We start from the raw sequence: 20,402 nt of genomic DNA on the forward strand, positions 1-20,402 counted from the left end.
CATTGATGACTAAACCGGACTTGCTCACGTTGTCTAAAGCTGGTATAGTATTACGTGTTATTAAACACAGTATTGAGAGGAGAAGCATCATGGCAGAAAAGAAACCATTGAACTCATTCGCCGGCCAACGTCCCGTTGCTAAACGTCAACGTCGTATTCGCCGTGAAAAAGAAATTGCCGCAATCCAACGTTGGGCTGCTGGTAAGACTGACACGATCGAAGCAGCTCCAAAGGCTAAGTAATTTCGGTTGGTAGGCTTTTCTGATCGTCTCTAATTCAGTACATCAAAAAGCATTTAGTCCCGCAATCTCGTCATGAAAATGATGGGGTTGCGGTTTTTTTATGAGCGTGACGACCCCCGGTAGAGACCGAGCAATAACGTAAAACGAGCGCTGTAAAGGTGAACTTTGCCTTTACAGCGCTCGTTTTGTGTTATGCACAGGTCTCTGGGGTGTCGAAGCGCGTTACGACTATGAGGCAGGAAAAAGGGTTATGCACAGACTTCAGTGGGTGAGAGCACGTTTGCGACAATGTGAAAAAGGTACAGTCCTGTTCTTAGTTTTTTGTGTGGATTGTCCCTTATTGAGAATGAATGTAAGCGTTACCATTAAGGCGTATTCAAAAGTTGTCAACGCAATGCTTGAATATCTCCAGGGGAGTTTTTTGGTAATAAGTTCACAAAAATTTTTATATTAAAACGTACTCATAACGTTCATAAGCACAACAATAACGATTTCTAGAACGTCGTGAAAACGTTTAGGAGGAGTAGGCTGTTATGAAGGATTTTAAGGATAAGGTTATGTTTATTACTGGTGCCGCCCACGGGTTTGGCCAGGTTATTGCTGAAGAAGGTGCTCGTCGGGGCATGAAGTTGGCAATAGTTGATATCGATGAACCAGCATTGAAGGAAACATACAAGAATGTTACGGATGCTGGTGCTGACGCCATTATGATTGCCGCGGATGTCACCAAAGAGGATGCCGTTAACGATGCAGTTGATCAAACGATGGCTAAGTTTAATCAAATCGATTTATTAATCAATAACGCCGGTATCGCATTGCCAGGACGGATGTGGGAGTTACCAACCCGTGATTGGGAATGGATCATGCATATCAACGTGATGAGCCAAGTTTATGCAATGAAGCGGATTATTCCAATTATGTTGAAGCAAAAGACACATGCTGCCATTCTGAACGTTGCTTCCATTGCCGGACTCGTTGACACACCAGGGATGCCTTCGTACCACGCCAGCAAGTTTGCCGCTGTAGGGATGACAGAGGCAACTGCTTATGACCTTCAACGCATTAACGCCGACATTGAAATGCACGTTATGTGTCCAGGATTTGTTCAAACGGACCTTTACCACACTGAAAACCACCGTCCAGCACAATACAGTGATCCATCTGACCCTTACTACTCAAGTGAAGCTTACTTGAAGGGTCAACAATTTGCAAAGTATGTGATCACAAATGGTAAGCCAATTGACACTATCGCTGACACAGTCTTTAAGGCACTTGAAAACAATGACTTCTACATTTTGACTCACCCAGAATACAATCCGCTGATTTCTGACCGGGTAAACCGCATTGTTAACAACGGTGCACCTGATGTTCATGTCATGGATGGCATTATGTAATCGTAAAGTACCTGTTTAAAATGACTTTTGTTAATGAAAGGAAGATTAATTATGGCTAGTTTTGTTGCAAGCGAAGAAGACGTAAAAAACTTTTTGAAGTCACCAAGTATGAATGATCAAGAGGGGATTGGGTTTGCATATGCAACTGACGAGGCAATCTTAAAGAAATTGATTCCTGCACCACTGCAATTGATGGCACCAGTTGTTTGTGGTTACGTTGTTCACATGGGCAAACCAACATTCGGTGCACCTTATTTGGAACAGAGTTTATTCGCTCTTGTTAGCTATCAAGGTAAGATGATGGGCGCTTATCCACTTGAATTATTGCTGCATGGTCCTGGCGCTGAGGCTGGTCTGACCGCTGGTCGTGAAGGTGCGGGCATTCCAAAGAAGTTAGCTGACAATATTGAATTACGACGCAACGACAATTCTGCCAGTGCAGTTGTTGATCGTCACGGCAAACGTCTATTAGACCTTTCCTGGATAGCGGGTGAATTAAATGATCCTTCTATCATGAAACAATTTGCGGGTCAATTGGCACTGAACAAAGAAGCTGAAATGAGCTCATTCTTCTTTAACTACGACTTGGATCAACATGAAGATGGGACAAATCACTTTACAAACGTTGAGTTAGTTTCGACGCAAATGCGCAACTTGGCTGACAGAGTTGAACCAGGCAGCTTAGCCATTAAGGTTGACTCCACTGATGACGATCCATTTGGCGAATTACCAGTGCTTAAGCCACTTGGTGCTGCATGGTTCCACTTTGCTACATCGACCATGTACAACACCTTGAAGCTAGAATCAGTTGATGCTGACAAGATGGCGCCATACTTGATTACAGGCCACTATGACCGTGGTGTTATCAACCCAGCGGCAACGACTTACATGATTTAGGCTTTAGGTTGCCAAATGAAAGCGATACCATTACTATTTAATTAGTTAGTTGGGCACGAACATTATAAACGAAAGAGGCAATGATGATGTCAGAAGCAACAGAGACAAAAAAATTGGTTAACAATGATTTCTCAAGTGTTATGTTTGATCGTCATTCAGTTCGTAATTTTGATCCATCGGTAAAAATTTCACGTGATGAATTGCAAGAAATGATTTCAGAAGCCACTTCAGCACCATCCGCATGTAATCTACAATCATGGCATTTTGTGGTCATCGACACACCAGAAGCAAAAGAAAAGTTAAAATCTGCTGCCATGAAATTTAACTATCCTCAAATTGATTCTTCATCTGCAATTATCTTTATTGCAGGTGACACACAGTCACACGAAGTTTATCGTGACGTTTGGACAAAAGTTTACAAAGACGGCAAAATTGATAAAGCACGTTTGGACCAGATTTTAGGAACTTTCCTACCACTCTATGAAAATGCATCTCGTGATTTCCTGACCTTAGATGCAACTATTGATGGCTCGGTTGTGGGCATGCAACTATTGTTAATTGCTCGGGCACATGGTTATGACGCTAATGCTTGGTCAGGCTATGATTTCGAAAAGATCATTCCAGCTGTCGGGTTAGACTCAAAGCGTTTCGTTCCGGTAATGGCAGTTGCTGTCGGTAAAGCTGATAAGAGCAAGGATATTCTTCACACAGACCGTTATGACGCCAAGACGTTAACTGACTTCCTTTAATCTGTGCTCTTTCAAATAAACTAATCGATTAAAACGAATGGTTGTCGAGCTTAAAAACTCGATAACCATTTTTTTGTTTTTTAATTTTATTAAACGACGTTTTAAGTATTTGAATAAAGGAAAATCATTCAGTTCGATGCTTATGGAGAAAATAGGCCTGTACGCTTGTCAAGCTGATGCCTTACCTATACCGGCTGACTGGGCTAAATTTCATCTACTGGATGGCTGCGATGAATGCTAGATTGTTTATTGATTACTAGTTCAAGCCAAGTCGTTATTCATAATGAACATAACTTTGTCCGTAAAAAGCTTACAGATTTTTTAGGCTGTAATCAACAAGATTAAATGATTACAGGAAATACACAAAACTGCTATCTTACATGACTTTTTACGTCTTTACGGTAGCGCTTACATTGGGTACGATTAAGTATGAAATGTGCTATCATTTGCGACTTTAACACGTTAAAGACGTCAGCCCCGAAGAGATCATTGAAAGGATGAAACGATGAAATTAAAAGAATTGCTTAAACATATCGCTACGAATTGGGAGCTTAGTGTTGATGTGTCGCAAGAAATTGGTGACAACAGTATTGAGAATGTGAAATTGTTTAATGCTTTTGTTAAAGCTGACGAAGATGGCACGTTAGGTGTCGTAAAAAATGACGACGGGACTTTAACTATAAGGCTTGACGAGTTTGTTTTGGGACAAATCAACCATCGACGTAGTTCAAATCAAGCTGTTGACGATAAGGATATTCTGCAGTTGTTTAACGATATTGCGGGTTTATTAAAGCTAAAAACGGTTGTCCAGCACAATGTTAGTAAACAGGCCATTAACGCCATAAATGATGATTTTGATACCTGCATTCGTCAAATTAGTGAAATGCTGGAAAATCCATTAATTTTATTTGACTTAAGCGGCAAAATTATTTCAACGATAGCAACTGATGAGTCAATGACAACTACTCTTGAAAGTGCATTCAAACCTACTCATGGCGAATCATGGTTATTTCAACAACGTGATTTGGCCGGTAGCGATGGATTGAAGATTCATTTACGACGGTTAGCTACTGCTACACAAACAATGCCAGTTTTAGTAACATCGATTACTAATCATGAGCAGCCCTTAGGCTATCTTGCTATGGCTACGGTTCAAACACCGCTAAACGCGAAAGTAGTTACAATGTTGCCGATGTTGGCGGAAGTGTTAGGCCAAGTGATGATTAAACAACATATCACCTTATCGGCGTCAACACCGCAAGATGAACTACTGACAATGTTATTAACGGAACAACAGCGTAGTTTATTTCCAGCCCAGTTTGCGAAGCAACACGTGACCTTACCAAATGCGATGGTATTAATTCGTTGTGAACCTGAATCTGGACAATCGGCGACCGCACTTAAAGAACGGTTAAAATATTTGATGACACCATTGTTTAAACAATGTTTGTTTACAATTTTTCATCATCAGTGTTTAGCACTTATCTCCATTGGTTTGCAGGCCTATAACTGTGACTCGTTTAAAGATAAATTGAAAAAAGTGGCCGCACAGGCCGGTTGTCGATTCATTGTATCGAACTATTACACTAGACCGGAGGACACCATTGCAGCCAATATGGTTTGCACTCGCACTTCGAAATTGCGGGATCACGAAAAAACAGTTGTTTTTTGCGAAGACGAATTCTTTGATCTTGTGTTAGCTCGAGTGCATCATATCGAGATTTTACCGTTCTTTATTAATCCGGCTTTAAGAGCACTCATGGTTTACGATAAACAGAATCATACCGAACTTGTTAAAACTTTAGATGTCTATCTTGAGTCTACCTGTAACTTGACGCAAACGGCTAAGTCACTGTTTGTTCATCCTAATACGCTTAGAAATCGGTTGACACATATCACTGAGCTAACAGGCATTGATGTCAAAAATGCTGAGACCTGTTTTAAATTGGCTTCCAGCTTCAAAGTTCGCGCTTTTTTGGAGAAAAACAAATATGTGATCGATAAATCAATTCCAACGACGGATCCCGAAAGTGATGAGTTTAGATTAAGTGATTTAGATCTGTAATCCAAATTAAATTGAAATTTTTCAGCCTTCTGCGATGACATTTTAACTTAGAATGAATACAATGTACTCGGGAGGTGGAATTATGGGAACTGGTTCTAAACCCATCACGATTTTTTTCGTGATTTTGTATGCGTTTCTGTTTTATTTAGTATTTGCTAACAAGAACATGCTGGCGATGGAAGTGATGGCAGTGGGGATGTTATTGCAAGCCATCATTGATTGCTGGTGTGCTTTTCGCAAGTCAAAATCATGATACATATTTATAGGAGGCGTTCGCATGAGTGAACAGAAGGTTTACAACGATTATTTTTACGATGAACCTGTTTATGATTTGCATGACGGGGGTTATGTGCCGTTGAAGGTACCGGATGTGCCGGAAAAGCCCTTAACAATTCCGAGTGTATTAAAACCAGATAAAGTGGATGGTAATGATGTTTGGTATACCATCCGCGCGCAAGCTGGTGAAACACAAATTTTACCCGGTGCTAAGACGAAGACATGGGGCTACAATGCATCCTTGTTGGGCCAAACGGTCGTGTTGAAAGATGGTGTCCATTATCACGTGCATATCGTCAATGAATTACCTGAAGTGACAACGTTGCACTGGCATGGACTTAATGTGCCTGGCCCCGTCACAGATGGTGGGCCACATGCGCCAATTTATCCTGGTGAATCTCGTGACATTGACTTCACCTTGAATCAACCGGCCCAAACGGACTGGATTCACCCGCACCCATGTCCGAACACTGCTCGTCAGGTCTGGAACGGCTTGGCAGCGGCAGTTGTTGTAACTGACGACGTCGAGAGTAAGCTACCATTCCCACGCAATTATGGCGTTGATGACATTCCGGTTATCTTGCAAGATCGTAGTTATCACGACAATCAATTGGATTATGATGCAGATTATGACGTGGATGGTACGTTAGGTGACACGCCGTTAGTTAACGGTACTGTAAATGGTGTCTTTAAGGTCACTACCCAACGGATTCGATTACGGATTTTGAACGGTGCTGACCGGCGTGAATACCGTTTGCACTTTAGTGATGATCACGAATTCACCCAAGTTGGCTCTGATGGCGGTATTTTGCCAGCACCAGTTAAGTTGACTAAATTGATGCTGACCTGTGCTGAACGGGCAGAAGTTATCGTCGATTTTGGTGATCACAAGCCGGGAGACAGGGTTCAATTGATGTCTGATGATGTGCCGTTGATGACGTTTGAAATTGACGACTTTGAACCAGATAACACACAATTGCCAGATCACTTGGTTGATTTGGCTGATTGGGAACCAACGCCAGGTTTGCCCGTTGAAAAGACAGTTATGTCAGGTATGGATGACGAAGTCCGCCTCGACGGTAAGCTGTTTGATATGCAACGGATCGATCGCAAACAGAAGTTGGGCGATGTCGTCGACTGGGATGTAACTAACACAAATGACATGGGTAGTGGCATGATTCACCCGTTCCACATGCATGGCTGTCACTTCTTAGTCCTATCACGGAATGGTAAGGCACCTTATCCAAATGAACACGGCTACAAGGATGTTGTCGGTGTTAATGCTGGTGAGACTGTTAGAATTCGGGTTATGTTTGATGTGCCTGGGGTCTTCATGTATCATTGCCACATTTTGGAACACGAGGATACTGGGATGATGGCTCAGATTGAAGCTTACGATCCAGACCACTCACAAACGTTCCACTTGCTAAGCATGGATGATGTTAACAACCGAACGAACCAAAATTAATCGTTGGCTAATATGAGCGGCGTCTTGAATAATTCAGACGCCGTTTTTATGTGAGTCGGCGAACACATAGAGAGAAGTGCATTTGTATGAGTGAGAAAGAGAAAACAGCGAGTGTCGACAATAGAGGGCACGTTTATAATCGATTATGGTTCATTATTACGTTACTGACGGGCACGTTCAGTATGTCCATCAGTCAATCGTCTTTATCGACTGCATATCCGACCTTGATGCGCACGTTTAATATCGGGGCACCACAAGTGCAGTGGATGACGACCGGATTCATGTTGGTGATGAGTGTCATGATTCCCGTGAGTCCGTGGCTACTGAACAACGTTAAATTTACAACACTATTTCGTTGGGTGACCGCTATGTTTGCGTTTGGGACATTACTGTGTATGACGGCGACGAGTTACCCAGTATTGCTAATTGGTCGTTTGATTGAGGCACTTGGCGTTGGCATCATCTTTCCATCGTTTCAGACGGTGTTGCTGACGATTACGCCTGAAGATCATCGGGGAGCAACAATGGGCACAGCAGGGCTAATCATGGGATCTGCCTTAGCAACCGGACCAATCGTTTCCGGGATTGTCCTTTCGTTTGCAAGTTGGCGTAGTCTGTTCGTATTGTTCTTTGTGCTCGTTACCGCTGTGTTTATTCTGTCTTTCTGGACGATTAAAGATGTTATGCCAGTTAATCGGTCAACAATGGACTGGCTGTCGATTATTTATTCGCTGGGATTCATCGGTGTCTTGTACGTCCTTAATCAAATTGGGGTAAAGGGGGCTAACTGGTGGCTGACAACGCTGCTAATTATCAGTATTCTGGCGTTGATTGGCTTTTGTTATCGTCAGTTACATCGTGACCAGCCACTATTGGAATTACGAGTTTTCCACAGTCGTTTGTTCACGACTGGTGTGTTGCTAACGGGACCCTCTTACATTGCACTGATTGTGACCACGATTGTGTTGCCGTTGTATTATCAAAACGTGCTCGGTTTATCAGCACTATTTTCTGGTTTGTCACTGGTTCCAGCGGCCGTGGGTCTCAGTCTGTTGAACCCACTATCCGGTCATTTGATGGACCGCGTTGGACCACGAAACGTTGTCCTTACAGGGATGATTTTGATTGTGCTTGGGTTTGGCTACCTGACTATCTTTGCCCGTCATTTAAACGTGTTTAGCTTGATTTTGGCTTCAATTGTGACTGAAGGTGGAAATGCATTTGTTATGATGCCAGCCGTTACGTTGGGGGCAAACTCATTGCCGGATAAACTGATTTCTCACGGAACCGCTGTGACAACGACTGCTCGTCAGATTCTGGGATCGGCAGGGGTTGCTGCCGCCACGATTATTTTGACGCGGGTGACAGATGCGCACAAGGCTGCTCAAGGTTTACATCAGGCTACACTGACTGGCTATCAGATGACGTTCTTAACATTTCTGATTATCGGAATCTTAGGTCTGGCATTAACGTTTACCTTGCCGCGTGGTAAACAGGCACCAACGAAGTAGGGGTAAGAAAAATCGCCGTTCACATTAATTGTGAGCGACGATTTTTTTATATCTGATTTATTTTGCATCTGGTGTTAGTCCCAGTTTGCGTTGGCAATCTGGACAATAACCATAGAGTTCGATGTGATCTTCGGTAATCATGTAACCGGACTGTTTAACCGCAGCGCTTTCCAGATTAGCGAAATCATCATAAAAGATGTCCGTAATCTTCCCACAGTTCTGACAAACGGCGTGAAAATGTGGTCGTCCAAAGTAGTCATAGTGTGTTCCGGCATCACCGTTTTCTAGTTCAATCACAATCCCTGTTTCGACTAACGTATTTAACGTATTGTAAATCGTTGCCAAGCTTAGTCCTTGGTGAACGGGTTTCAGTTCGTCAAACATGGTGCCAACGTCAGGATGATTGTGGTGTGTCATGAGGTAATGGAGCACAATCTGCCGTTGCGGGGTAACCCGCAGATGTTTGTCCTTTAATACTTTTACCGCTGCTTCATCAATAACCTGTGCCATAGGCAACTCCTTCCTTAGACTTGTTCTAACTTAATATTAAAACACTTTTCTATCTAAATACCAATTAGATGAATTGTCAAGGACTCATGTAATTGACGATATGTCTGAAATTACAACATTAAAATCAATCCCTCAAAATCTGAGTGGATTGATTTCGTTTCGCCGGTTTCAGCCCCTCAAACCCCGAGGGTCTTCAACCTCGACTTGGAACCCAAGACCACGTTTCCAAGCTCGCCCTGCAATTCTAAGTGGCCCAAACCAACACTAAGAATTGCTGACACGGAATTCTGCCCTCAACCGGCTTCACTCATGTTGTAGTACATTTAGCTATATTACCGTTAAAAATAAGAGAATGGGTCGCAATTGAATCTGCTGTTACATGCATGTGTATCAACGGTGACAACCGGCAGTGATCAGTGATTCGGCAGCACTATTCAGTAGTTTAAAGGTAAAATCTTGCGCATATTGAAGCGGTTGCACTATGATAAACACGATGATAACGCTGATTTGTTGGAGAGGTAATTCATATGGCAATAAGTGAGCAAAAACAGTCGTTTCAACTTCACTTACAGGATTTAACGAACCGTAATGCTTCATTCTTAGAGACCATCTACGCGTTGGCAAACGGACATCTAGGCGTGCGTGCCAGCAATCCATTACAGGGGAACCTGCGATTAGATGAGGGGATGTCTGGCCTATTTGTGAATGGCTTTTATGATTTGAGCCACATTACATATGGGGAATCATACGCGGGTTACCCGGAGAATAACCAAACCATCGCTCAGTTACCTGATCCACGATACCTCGTCATTGAGGTCGATGGAGAACGATCGGATCAAACGACATTTGCCACTCGAGTTGTGGATAAAAACCTTGATATGGAAACGGGGTTACTCAATGAACTGTTTGAGATAACCACACCTTCTGGAAAAATACTTCAGTTATCCTTATCGACGTTTGCGTCACAGGCTGATGATGGCATTTACTGTGTCAGCTACACCATTCGGCCGATTAACTTTAGCGGGGCGGTAAAGCTGTACAAACAGCACCCCTACATTGACCAGGTATTTACTAGGGATGGCGATATTCGTGCGGTGTCGCGAAATAATATTTTGGACCGGCAGTTTTTGAATGCGGACTTTCCGGCCATGCAGATCACGACGCAACGGAGTCAATTGGGACTAGTACTTATGTGGCGTTATTTGGGTGAAGACTCCTTGGTCAAGTTTGACCGTTCGGACGGTATGCCCAAATACGTAATGGACCTTGACCTCCAGCAAGGGTTGGCAGAATCCTTCGACTTCGGTTATTCCGTCGGGCGGATTCACAGTCTTATGGATGTCGCGATGAACCATACGCAATACTTGAAAAACGCAAACGCACATCTAGAGCATCATTCGTTTTCAACCTTGTTTACAGAATCTGCCCACAAAATGCAGGAGTTCTGGCACAATTCGGATATTCGGATTGACGGTGATCCTGAGACGCAAAAGGGGATCCGCTTCAATCTCTTCCATCTGCATCAGTCTGCTGGTCACGATGGAAAGACCAGCATTCCGGCCAAAGGACTCACTGGGGCAGGTTATGAAGGGCATTATTTCTGGGATACCGAAATGTTTATGCTACCGGCCTTCATTTATACAGATCCACAGATGGCCCGGGCGTTGCTGACGTATCGTTACCATACGTTGGATGAGGCGCGACGTCAGGCCCGAGACTTTGGCTTGGACGGCGGTGCAATGTTTGCTTGGCGGACAATCAACGGGATGGAGGCGTCGCCATACTTTCCTGCTGGTCTGGCGGCTGTTCATATTAACGCGGATATCGCGTATGCGGTCGCTGAATACGTGCAGGTCACAGATGATCAGGATTTCTTGGTAAAGATGGGATTCGAACTGATCTTAGAGACAGCGCGCTTCTGGCAACGTTTTGGCAGCTTCGGTATTGATGGGCCTCAGGGCGGCAAGTTTGTGATTAACAAAGTGACCGGACCCGATGAATACTCGGCAATGGTGAATAACAATTATTACACCAACCGGATGGCTCAACACAATCTACGTCTAGCCGTTAGCTACGCCAAACAACTTAAGAAGAGTCATCCAAGTAAGTTAGAAGAGCTTGGGGTGACTGAAAAGGAATTACAGTCCTTTACACACATTGCAGATAGCATGTACGTGCCGTTTGATAAGGAACTCGGTGTCAAGATGCAGGATGATGGTGCATTTAACATGGAGATTTGGCCATTCGATCAGACACCACGGGATAATTACCCGTTGTTGCTTCATTACCACCCAATGCGTTTGTATCGCCATCAAGTCAACAAGCAAGCCGATACACTAATGAGTGATTTATTGTTCCCAGCCGACCAAGATATTGAACAGCTCAAACGTGATTTTGATTACTATGAGCCATTAACGACACACGATTCATCGTTGTCGCGCCCAATCTTTAGTATTCTGGCGCATCGAATTTTAGCGCATCACAAAGCGTACCGTTATATTGCCGAATCAATCCTAACTGATTTAAACAATAGTCAGGGCAATTCCCAAGACGGGGTGCATGTTGGCAACATGGGTGCTAGTTGGATGGAAATGACGTTAGGCGTAGCCGGCATGATTCGCGCTGACCGTGGCTTGGAGTTTCATCCACACTTACCAGTTCAGTGGTCGGCATTGACGTTTAAGATTCGTTATCGTGGCAGTCAGTTTGAAATGCACATCACACGTAATCAAGCGCACTTTAGCCTGATTGAGGGTGATCAGGTGACAATTTACTGTGACGGACAGGAAGTGGCCTTAAGCAGCAAAGCACCAGTCAAACGGATGATGACCGTTAATTTAACGGAGAAATAGAACTGATATTAGGAGAGGGCGACCAGCTTTCTCAGATAATTCAAATGCGACGTTTATGGGGCTTTCTCATGAACGTCGCATTTTGTTTGAGTTAGATGAACAAAAGACAATGCTATGTCTCGCAGTTACGGCAATTTCACCAAATTCAAACTGAGGTTTCATGCTCCAAATTATAGAAATAGTGTAAATGGCACGAGAAAACCCCGACAACTTCAAAATTGCCGGGGTTTATTCGATAAATTTAGCTGTGCGTTGCTCTATCTATGTGTTGATGCGGAAATTAGTTCTGGTGAACAGCATCCATTTGTTCGAAGTAAGCTGTTTCTTTCTTAGCTTCAGCGGCTTGGTTCTTTTTGTTGTACCAAGGTGAGATAGTGAAGGCTAAGAAGTCGTTCATCAAGTAGACAGAACTGTTAACAAACATGGCTAACGTAGCGTCACCTTGACGGAAGGAAACGGCCCACAAAACCATTTGTGCTAAACCAGAAGCAACCCACCAGATATACTGCTGTTTGAACCGCATGAAGCAGATGACACCGGCACATGCGGAGATACTGAATGAAATGGCATCAATCCAAGGACGTGGGTCGTTGGTAACTGCGCCAATGACGTAACCGGAGATCCCGTAAACAATTAATGTAGCAATAATAGCAACTGTGGTACTGCGCCATGTAAATGAACGAATTTTGCTGACCATGTTTTTGTTCCAGCTTGGGCTTAGCAAAACTGGCAGGTCAAGTGTTGCCATGTAAACAATCTGTTCACCGATGGACAGGTAGTTTTTGGCAGAAAAACCAACATAAATAAAGCAAAGTGCAGATAACACACCAAGTAAGCCGTTAACACTCTTAGCTTGGTTGATGGCCAAGATACAAAGTACCCCAAGTGTTGTTCCGATGAACGTAATCAGGCTAACCAAACTGAAGGGGTTTGAAACTAAGGTCATCACTTGTGCACCCAATGAAAAACCAAAGAGCCAGTATGAAGCCTTGTGCCAGCCAGTTAGCTGGTGGCCGAGAAACTTAAAATAATTGGTAACGTGACGCATGAAAAGATCTCCATTCTATGATTTGTATTTGTGGCCCGGTAGAAGTAAAAGATTCAGGCCTGCAACGCACTGATAGATATGTTAGCACCCAGACCGTGGAAAACAAAATGCCTGTCAAACGCTTATTGTATGTAGCATGAGTTAACGCTGCGTGGCGATTTGAGACCGTGATGGCGGCACTGAGAGCTATTTTGTGATGGACACAAGATGATGTGAAAACTTTTTTGAAAAATCTATATATTGTATGCAAAATTCATGAAAATGAATGAAAACAATCTGCAGTAATTTTTGCATTTCACGGTTAAAACCGTGTCAGAACAAGAAAAGGCTCCACAAAATGGCTACGAAAGCCCATTTTGTGGAGCCACAACATCTAGATGCCTCATTGAGGGGGGAGTGAGTCAACTAGATGAGTTGGAAACTAAGTTGTTGGTCGCGCAGTTTGAAAATCTGACCGAGGTGGCTGAAACGTAATTGCAGGCGTTTAACGCCGTCCAAGTTAGTATCCAGAATTTCAATGCGGTAGGCGGCAGTTGGCGCCGGGTGAATCAGGTTAAATGTGATGTATTTACCTTTAGGGAAGTGAATGCTGTGATGGCCAAGTTCGTTATGGAAAATTGTAATCATAGTTATTCCTCCTTGTGTTTGCTAAGTATGAGTACGAGTTTAGCATGCGTTTTTGAGGAGGGGTAATTATGTGCCTGTGAATGGCAGGAATAGTTTTTGATGAACACTATTCCGTTACTGTAAGCCCAAAATTTGACTTTTGGCTTTTTCAAAGTCCTGTTCAGTAATAATATTATCGTCTAAAAGTTCTTTGAGTTTTCTTAATTTATCATAATCAGCGCCTGTTGAATCAAATTCATTTTGACTGTGTGGTGATGTGGATTGAATGACATATTGACCCATTATATTGATATCTTGACTGATATTTTCAAAATACGCTTTTGTTTGATTATCATCTTGCAAATCGAGTGTATCAGTATTTAATTCACTGATTTTAAACCAAAAATCGTAAGTAGTGGAGGGTATGTTAGAAGTAAGTAGATTGGATTGAGAAGCGAGAACCAAAATGAAATGATTTTTGAATGTGCAATGTTCCATCAAATATTTATAAGCTAGAAAAAGTTCATTTTTTAATTCAGTCCAAAGTTCATTGTTTCTTACAAAACTAGCTATTATCTTGGGTAATTCTTTTGGCTTAATGCTAAAAGCAAGCACAGTATCTGATTCACTTGAAAAGTTTATAATAGTTGGCTTGGTATCTATAGATTTTACCATTGCTCTTGCTTTTTGAAGACAATCATCCAGTGATTCGTATATAGCGTCATCTGAGACGGAGGTCTTAGAGTACACGTTGGTTTTAAAATCGTTCAACGGGAGAAAACTAGAGAAGGAAAGTACTGATATTTCCGCTATGCGAATGGTTGTTTGTTTTGTATCTTCAGTTCGCAATGTGTCGTAAATATTGATTGTAGGTTCAGCAGCGCCTTGGATATTCAAATTAGATATAAGTCGACTCAACGGCAGTACAATTTTTTCGAAAAATATAACTTTATCATTTTTCTCAACAATATCATGAACACTTCGAGAATCTGAGGCTGTTTTGAGATACACGTAAATATCTTCAGCATCAACATCATTGAAATTAATAGCATGTGTTATTTGAACTGAAACATTTAAATTGGTTGTGGAAAAAATTTTTTGCTTAAGTTCATTTTCGCTCATGGAAAGCAGGTTTTCATCACCTGAAAATATAAGTCCGCTATTTGTGATTTTAGCCACATCAGGAATCATATTAGTGGTATTTTTTGTTACCACTCTCTTTAAAATTGAAAAAATGATTTCAACATTATTGACTTCTCTATGGGTGCGAAAGTCACTACTTTCCAGAAAAAAACTTGAATTTGGCTGAGAACACATGACTCCATCTATGCTCTTCTTATTGGCAACAATGGTTGTTCTTTGGACAGATATAATGTTGTTTAAATCAATTGTTTGGGGATGTGATTCTAAATCATTAGGATCAGGATGAATATAAATGTGACGATCAGTTATTAGAACCTCCCCGGCGTTAACAATCTGTAAATCGTAGTCAGTAGTCTGTTTATAATCATAAGAGCCTGCTGATAAATGTTTAAAAGCACCTCTAAAGCCTTGATATGAGACGTGCCTTGTGGAGGCTTTCTTTTTCCATACTAAGCAGGATGAACTAAAAAATATTCTAGACTCATCGATTATGTTAAAAAAAGGATTTTCTTCAAGCTGATCAGAAACAAACTGGTCGACTGTTGAAAGTGGTAATTTTTCATAAAGGAGTTTTAAAACGGCACTTTGATCGTCGCTATTATCAACATTTTCGAATAATGAGTTTAATATCTGGGTTACTGGACTTTGCTTATCTGACGACAGACTTGCGTCTCGCTTAGCTCCACATATCAACATGTTAAGTATTTCTTTTATATTATTTTCCGAATTTATACTACCAAGATCTGATAAGAGTTCGTGAATTCTATAACCGATAAATCGGCGTGTGTCGTTTTTTTCTATTGAGTCAAAAAAATCAGACAATGAATTGAAAGGGACAGGACTTAAAGAAAAATGATACTTATTATCTAAGTTAGTTAGTTGTTGAAAACCGTTACTGGTTTGCTCCGAAAATTCGTTCATAGTATCTCCTTTTAATGAGTTCAAAAAATATATAATGAATTTGTGACATGAAAACATAAGTGATTTTTTTGACTTATGTGACGTTGTTTAAATAGACTCTGCAGTGAATATCTTTTGCCAGAGTCTAACTGTTTTCATTTATCAGAAAACAGATTCGTAATATCGAGGCCTTGGAGGTGACTACCGTTATCTGAAGATCGTCAACAATTTGCCTGCGGTCAATTGAATCGTTTTCTTTGTCTGACCAGCCAGAAATCGATGTCGAATAGCAAAAACATAAGCGATATCATCGCTAGAGTGTCAGTCCAAGTTCTCCAGAATAGCATTACGGAAATGGATAATAGAAATATTGCACATCCATACTTTTCTCCTATTCCTACTGTTTTAATTTGAGGTGAACTTTTAATGAACCTGAATCATCTTTAACGACCTTGATAGCCTTTTTTGCGTTTTTGGTAAGCTGAATGTATTCAGTAACGTTATTTTCTAAGTTTGGAAAAGCATTATGCAAATCGTCCGAATCAAGTAATAAGCGATTGCCACTTCGCTTATAACTAATATCGTTCCATGTGGCGTTATCTGTGTTCAAATCATAGTTGACGATAGAAAGGGTCGACTTTGATTTTATTTTTAAATAGTCTTTACCACCTGAAGTTACATATGTGTTACCTACAATGGTGGCACCTGAATTATTAACGAAAAAGTGACCAATGGTGTGAACTGACATACCGATAACAAATATCAAAAAAATGATAGTAAATATTGAAGTTAGTATGTTGGGTTCTTTATTTTTGTCCATGTCGTGACCTCATGTTTTAGTTTACATCCTGTATAGAAAAGTTACTCTCGACGTAGTCAATAGTTGCTTTGCATACTGCCTTATCATCAAAATTGTAAGTAATGTGTGCATGGCCTGTTTGATTCTTGTTGGAAATGTCAGTAAGAGTGGTTTTGCATATATAATAATTGTTGCTAGTGTTCTTTTAAGTAGTTGGTTGAATAGTGGGGGGCGCTACCAGCAACTGGAATTCTATGAGCTCATTCGGTGCCTAACCCTCCATCAGCACTGTGTTCTTTGAATTTAGATTTTTCATCTCCTCACAAGATTTTGAATTAGCGGAGTCTTTGCCATGCCGCTCATGTACTGAAAAGTGACTTTATTATTGATTGTCCTGGAAATCATAAAGTTCGTTTCCATTTTCAAAAATCATTATCACAGAATCCTTTCTATCGGGGTTCATAATCATCAGCTTCCATTTGGAACCAAGCGATTTTTCGATGTCGTTAGACATATTTGTTGAGTCTTCTCGTAAGGTATTTAAACTATTATCGTATTGACTTCCGTATGCGTAAGATTTTTCTATGCCAGATTTTGCTGGTGTTCCATCTTTTGCTGTCATCTCAATCTGCTTTTTTTAACGTTAATTGAGGTATCAAAGGTTCCTTTAACCCAATAATCATCAATTATTTTAGCGATTTTTTGTTTTTGCTCATTAGTTTTATTATATTTTCCAATTTGTACACCTGCTAAAACAATAATTGCTAAAACAACTATGAGTATGAAAAAGTTTCGACTCTGTTTGCGTAAACTTGTAAGGTCGGCTTGTGGAGTTACTTTCCTTTTCGGAGAAGTAGAAGGGGAAGATGACTTAACTTTCACTGGAGTTGAAACCTTGTTCTGAGGTGAATCACTTTTATTAGGAAACTTCATTCCACAGTTAATACAGAATTCGGCATCAAGTGCATTTGCTTCTCCACAATTGGTACAGTATTTTGTTCCCATATTTATTGCCCTTTGTCTTTAGTGATGCCATCACCATACAAGATAAGTGTTAATTTAGCGTCCTGAATAGAAGTTTGAAAAGGGGATAGAACACGGTAGTTTGCAATACCGTCAAAATGCTTAACTGGAAGCATCGCATTTAGGCTTTCCATCAGAGAACGCCAAGCCATCATGTAATTCTCACCACCACCTATAACTTCAACAGTAGAAGCTAGACTATAACCGGCTGGTATTGCTCCGACAGTAATTACTTTGGCCCCCTCAGTATCTAAGCTCATTGGTAGACAGTAAGTACCGGGTAAATCTGTCGTGATCTTGACATTTTTTAGGTCAGAGCCACACTTCAAACAAAACTTTGCGTTTACATCGTTTTTAGCACCACAGTGTGGACATTTTTTATATTTATTGACTACCATGTTGAAATTCTCCTTAGTGTATTGCGGCAGATTAATATTCTCAGTTGCTTTAGAATGCCTTACTCATCATCGTCACTGTTGTCATCGTTAGTGTCAGCAGTGTTATTGTTGTCGCTATCATTATTATCGGAATCATCATCGTTATCGTTGTCCTCAGAATTATTATCATCGGAGTCAGCATTACTGCTATTGTTATTATCAGCATCGCTACCGTAATTGTTGTCAGCATCTGGAACGACAGTACCATCTGTGTAAACGTAGAAGTCCAAACTGTCATAACTACTCATATTAGTGTCTGTAGAACGTCGGCCTCGAACCCAGTAACATGATTTGCCATTAGTGTCTTGACTCATTTCACTTCCAGCAGTTCCCATGGTGCTCCAGCTCACTGGAACACCGTTAATACTTGTTCCAATTTTTGCTTTAACAGCAGCAATTGCCTGAGCACTCGAGGTTATCGACTGACTAGCTTGCGAGCTAGAGGAACTGGCAATACTACTGGAACTGCTGTCAGCATTTGGATTAACTGTGTCGCCTTTTCGATTAGGCTGTGTAGTATCGTTTGGTAACTTTTCTGTATCACTCAAAGGTTGTAGCTTTAAATCACTTTGTCCATAGTCCCAGTAACCATTGGTTGTTTCTAGATTATCCAGGGAATTTCCTATGACCTGACTGTAAACTAAGTATGCTTGGCTCTTTGCATGCGGAGCAAGACTTATCATTGTCGAAGCAGCCTCAACGCCAATGTCACTGTTACTTGAAGTAATTTTGTTCGGAGAAATTTGAATTGTTTTGTTGGTAGGATTTGAAAGTTTTATGAACAACCGATGATACTGTGACTGAGCACCAATATATTGTTGTATTTGAAATTTGATACCAAGCTTTTTTAAATCTGATGATGAAAGCTGGTCAAGTTCCTTAGTTTCAGTTTTTGAATTATGTACTTTCTTTTTGGGAGAGTTAGAAACTTTGGTGGCCTTAACAGCGGAAAAATGATGTTTAGCAGATTTAGGTAATGTTTGAGACCAAATAGTACCGGCTACAAGGGCCAGCAAAACTAGAAGAATGATACTGTTTCTGGCGATGCTTTTATGATGATTAGTCTTTGTTTGACTCTCCTGACTGGTTTGGACGCCCTGAAGACTTTTGCCACAATTGATACAAAATTGTGCGGTTGGTTTATTCTTGGTACCGCAGTGAGGACAGATAATAGAATTATTGTTCATAATTGGCATTACTCCTTAATTTTTAGAAAATTGACATGAATGTTACTATGCTTGCTGTTATGCCCATAAGAAAAATTTGAAAGATGCTGTGTTTATTTAGGCTTGAACCATTGAGTTCTGTAATAACTACACCACCTAATATATTGAAGGCGGTTGCCATAACTCCCCAACCGCTCGCATAGAAAGCACCACTAAAACCACCGATAATGATTGCTATTGTGACGCCAAGATTACGGCCTTTTAGATTATCTTGATGAGTAACATTTGTTTGATTATTTTCTGGTTCAACTTTTGGTGCAGGCGATGGCTCAAAGTGTTCTTCAGGAGTGTTGAATGATGTTGTTGATGCAATCGTGGCAGAATCAGGAGTTTCAGATTCATTGATTTCAAAATGAAAACCACAGTTTATGCAAAACTGAGCACTAGATTTGTTTTGTGTGCCACATTGAGGGCAAAATTTCATACTGATACCTCCGATAACTAAAATGGTCTATTACGGAAAGAAAAGTTTTAACGGAACTTTAAAGCGTTGATGTATCTGTTCCGCTTCATCCACCGTGAAGGAGCCTTGACCATGTAATCGTCGGTTTACAGTGGTGCGGTGCATATTAATCGTCAGACCAACGTCTGTTTGAGTAATTCCATGCTTTTTAAAATAATTCAGTAATCTTTTTGTCGTTTCCATTTTTGAAATTTGATTATTTTCTGCTTTCAATATGAATCACCTAATCCCTTTGCAAGTTAGAAATATTCACTTCTGAATTATAATTCGAAAATTGTAGCCCTTCAACTACTTTTACTTTGCAGTTGCTACGGGTGTAGCGGCTGTGCAACACTCTATAATATATGTTTTTTATTGTGGAGGAGATGGCAATATGCTTGGAGACGCCATTAAGCGAGCACGAATTGAAAAAAGTTTGACACAAATGGAACTATCTGAAAACATTTTAAAAATTTATGGAATTCCAAATTCTTCAGGGATGATTTCCAGATATGAGCACGCTAGTAAACCAGTTACTTCTGGTCAAATGGCAATTCCACTTTTGTTTGCGTTGTGCGATTTCTTACAACTTGACTTGAACAACATCGCTAAACAAGAAATGAAGTTATTAAAAGAACGGCCCGGCAGAATACCGTTCCAGCATCAGCAAAAATAGACTTTAATTGATGAATACAGTAATAACGAGCTCCTAATACGTAAAATAATTCACTACTGAATTTTATAGGTGTCACCAATAATAGTGACAAGAAAATTAATAACCATCCTCAATGGGCATAACGAGAAAGACTGGCAA

The 20,402-nt window shown here is 41.0% G+C and carries 21 protein-coding genes; 10 read left to right on the forward strand and 11 right to left on the reverse strand.

Features of this window, described 5'->3' with window-relative positions; genetic code table 11:
• The first annotated feature begins 89 nt into the window (after positions 1-89).
• The 8 genes from LDK34_RS03500 (at position 90) to LDK34_RS03535 (ending at position 8,602) form a co-directional block, all read left to right on the forward strand.
• A complete protein-coding gene (locus LDK34_RS03500) occupies positions 90-242 on the forward strand; it encodes a hypothetical protein (RefSeq protein ID WP_017262184.1) in 153 nt (50 codons plus the stop codon).
• Positions 243-775: 533 nt separating this feature from the next.
• Entirely contained in the window at positions 776-1,636 is an 861-nt protein-coding gene (locus tag LDK34_RS03505; protein ID WP_178942901.1) for an SDR family NAD(P)-dependent oxidoreductase, read from the forward strand.
• A 51-nt stretch (positions 1,637-1,687) separates the two neighbouring features.
• Complete coding sequence (locus tag LDK34_RS03510) at positions 1,688-2,533, forward strand: acetoacetate decarboxylase family protein (protein WP_178942900.1); 846 nt, start codon at positions 1,688-1,690, stop codon at positions 2,531-2,533.
• An 86-nt stretch (positions 2,534-2,619) separates the two neighbouring features.
• Entirely contained in the window at positions 2,620-3,282 is a 663-nt protein-coding gene (locus LDK34_RS03515) for a nitroreductase family protein (protein ID WP_236941482.1), read from the forward strand.
• A 505-nt stretch (positions 3,283-3,787) separates the two neighbouring features.
• Complete coding sequence (locus LDK34_RS03520) at positions 3,788-5,347, forward strand: PucR family transcriptional regulator (protein WP_236941483.1); 1,560 nt, start codon at positions 3,788-3,790, stop codon at positions 5,345-5,347.
• Positions 5,348-5,429: 82 nt separating this feature from the next.
• Positions 5,430-5,600 (forward strand): hypothetical protein, encoded by a 171-nt coding sequence (locus tag LDK34_RS03525; protein WP_178942896.1) that lies wholly within the window; start codon positions 5,430-5,432, stop codon positions 5,598-5,600.
• A gap of 24 nt (positions 5,601-5,624) precedes the next feature.
• The gene (locus tag LDK34_RS03530; RefSeq protein ID WP_178942895.1) at positions 5,625-7,091 is read left to right on the forward strand and encodes a multicopper oxidase family protein; all 1,467 of its coding nucleotides are present in this window, start codon (positions 5,625-5,627) and stop codon (positions 7,089-7,091) included.
• Between the two features lie 86 nt (positions 7,092-7,177).
• Complete coding sequence (locus tag LDK34_RS03535; RefSeq protein WP_236941484.1) at positions 7,178-8,602, forward strand: MFS transporter; 1,425 nt, start codon at positions 7,178-7,180, stop codon at positions 8,600-8,602.
• 57 nt (positions 8,603-8,659) lie between these two features.
• Here the strand turns inward: LDK34_RS03535 and LDK34_RS03540 are convergent, their stop codons facing one another.
• On the reverse strand, positions 8,660-9,112 hold the full coding sequence (locus tag LDK34_RS03540; protein WP_161001626.1) for a Fur family transcriptional regulator: 453 nt from the start codon (positions 9,110-9,112) through the stop codon (positions 8,660-8,662).
• A gap of 527 nt (positions 9,113-9,639) precedes the next feature.
• Between LDK34_RS03540 and LDK34_RS03545 the strand changes: the two genes are divergently transcribed.
• Positions 9,640-11,964, forward strand: a complete 2,325-nt coding sequence (locus tag LDK34_RS03545) for a glycoside hydrolase family 65 protein (protein ID WP_236941485.1) — start codon at positions 9,640-9,642, stop codon at positions 11,962-11,964.
• 280 nt (positions 11,965-12,244) lie between these two features.
• Here the strand turns inward: LDK34_RS03545 and pnuC are convergent, their stop codons facing one another.
• The 10 genes from pnuC to LDK34_RS03595 form a co-directional block, all read right to left on the reverse strand.
• A complete protein-coding gene (gene pnuC / locus LDK34_RS03550) occupies positions 12,245-13,012 on the reverse strand; it encodes a nicotinamide riboside transporter PnuC (protein WP_178942891.1) in 768 nt (255 codons plus the stop codon).
• 405 nt (positions 13,013-13,417) lie between these two features.
• Entirely contained in the window at positions 13,418-13,639 is a 222-nt protein-coding gene (locus LDK34_RS03555) for a hypothetical protein (protein ID WP_017262197.1), read from the reverse strand.
• 114 nt (positions 13,640-13,753) lie between these two features.
• Complete coding sequence (locus tag LDK34_RS03560) at positions 13,754-15,682, reverse strand: SHOCT domain-containing protein (protein WP_236941486.1); 1,929 nt, start codon at positions 15,680-15,682, stop codon at positions 13,754-13,756.
• A gap of 376 nt (positions 15,683-16,058) precedes the next feature.
• Positions 16,059-16,481, reverse strand: a complete 423-nt coding sequence (locus LDK34_RS03565; RefSeq protein ID WP_178942889.1) for a hypothetical protein — start codon at positions 16,479-16,481, stop codon at positions 16,059-16,061.
• A 361-nt stretch (positions 16,482-16,842) separates the two neighbouring features.
• Positions 16,843-17,082 carry a hypothetical protein gene (locus LDK34_RS03570; protein WP_236941487.1) on the reverse strand — a complete coding sequence of 80 codons (240 nt, stop codon included), beginning with the start codon at positions 17,080-17,082 and terminating at the stop codon, positions 16,843-16,845.
• Positions 17,079-17,465 carry a zinc-ribbon domain-containing protein gene (locus LDK34_RS03575; RefSeq protein ID WP_236941488.1) on the reverse strand — a complete coding sequence of 129 codons (387 nt, stop codon included), beginning with the start codon at positions 17,463-17,465 and terminating at the stop codon, positions 17,079-17,081. Before LDK34_RS03575 ends, LDK34_RS03570 begins: the two co-directional genes overlap by 4 nt.
• Before the next feature lie 2 nt (positions 17,466-17,467).
• Positions 17,468-17,881, reverse strand: coding sequence for a zinc ribbon domain-containing protein (locus tag LDK34_RS03580; protein ID WP_178942887.1), 414 nt, complete (start codon positions 17,879-17,881; stop codon positions 17,468-17,470).
• A gap of 59 nt (positions 17,882-17,940) precedes the next feature.
• The gene (locus LDK34_RS03585; protein WP_178942886.1) at positions 17,941-19,107 is read right to left on the reverse strand and encodes a zinc ribbon domain-containing protein; all 1,167 of its coding nucleotides are present in this window, start codon (positions 19,105-19,107) and stop codon (positions 17,941-17,943) included.
• Positions 19,108-19,129: 22 nt separating this feature from the next.
• Entirely contained in the window at positions 19,130-19,570 is a 441-nt protein-coding gene (locus LDK34_RS03590; protein ID WP_178942885.1) for a zinc-ribbon domain-containing protein, read from the reverse strand.
• A gap of 30 nt (positions 19,571-19,600) precedes the next feature.
• Entirely contained in the window at positions 19,601-19,822 is a 222-nt protein-coding gene (locus LDK34_RS03595; protein ID WP_178942884.1) for a helix-turn-helix domain-containing protein, read from the reverse strand.
• Between the two features lie 160 nt (positions 19,823-19,982).
• Between LDK34_RS03595 and LDK34_RS03600 the strand changes: the two genes are divergently transcribed.
• A complete protein-coding gene (locus LDK34_RS03600) occupies positions 19,983-20,264 on the forward strand; it encodes a helix-turn-helix domain-containing protein (protein WP_178942883.1) in 282 nt (93 codons plus the stop codon).
• Positions 20,265-20,402: the final 138 nt, after the last annotated feature.

It is taken from the genome of Furfurilactobacillus milii (assembly GCF_021654115.1).
In the GTDB taxonomy this organism is placed as follows: Bacteria; Bacillota; Bacilli; order Lactobacillales; family Lactobacillaceae; genus Furfurilactobacillus; species Furfurilactobacillus milii.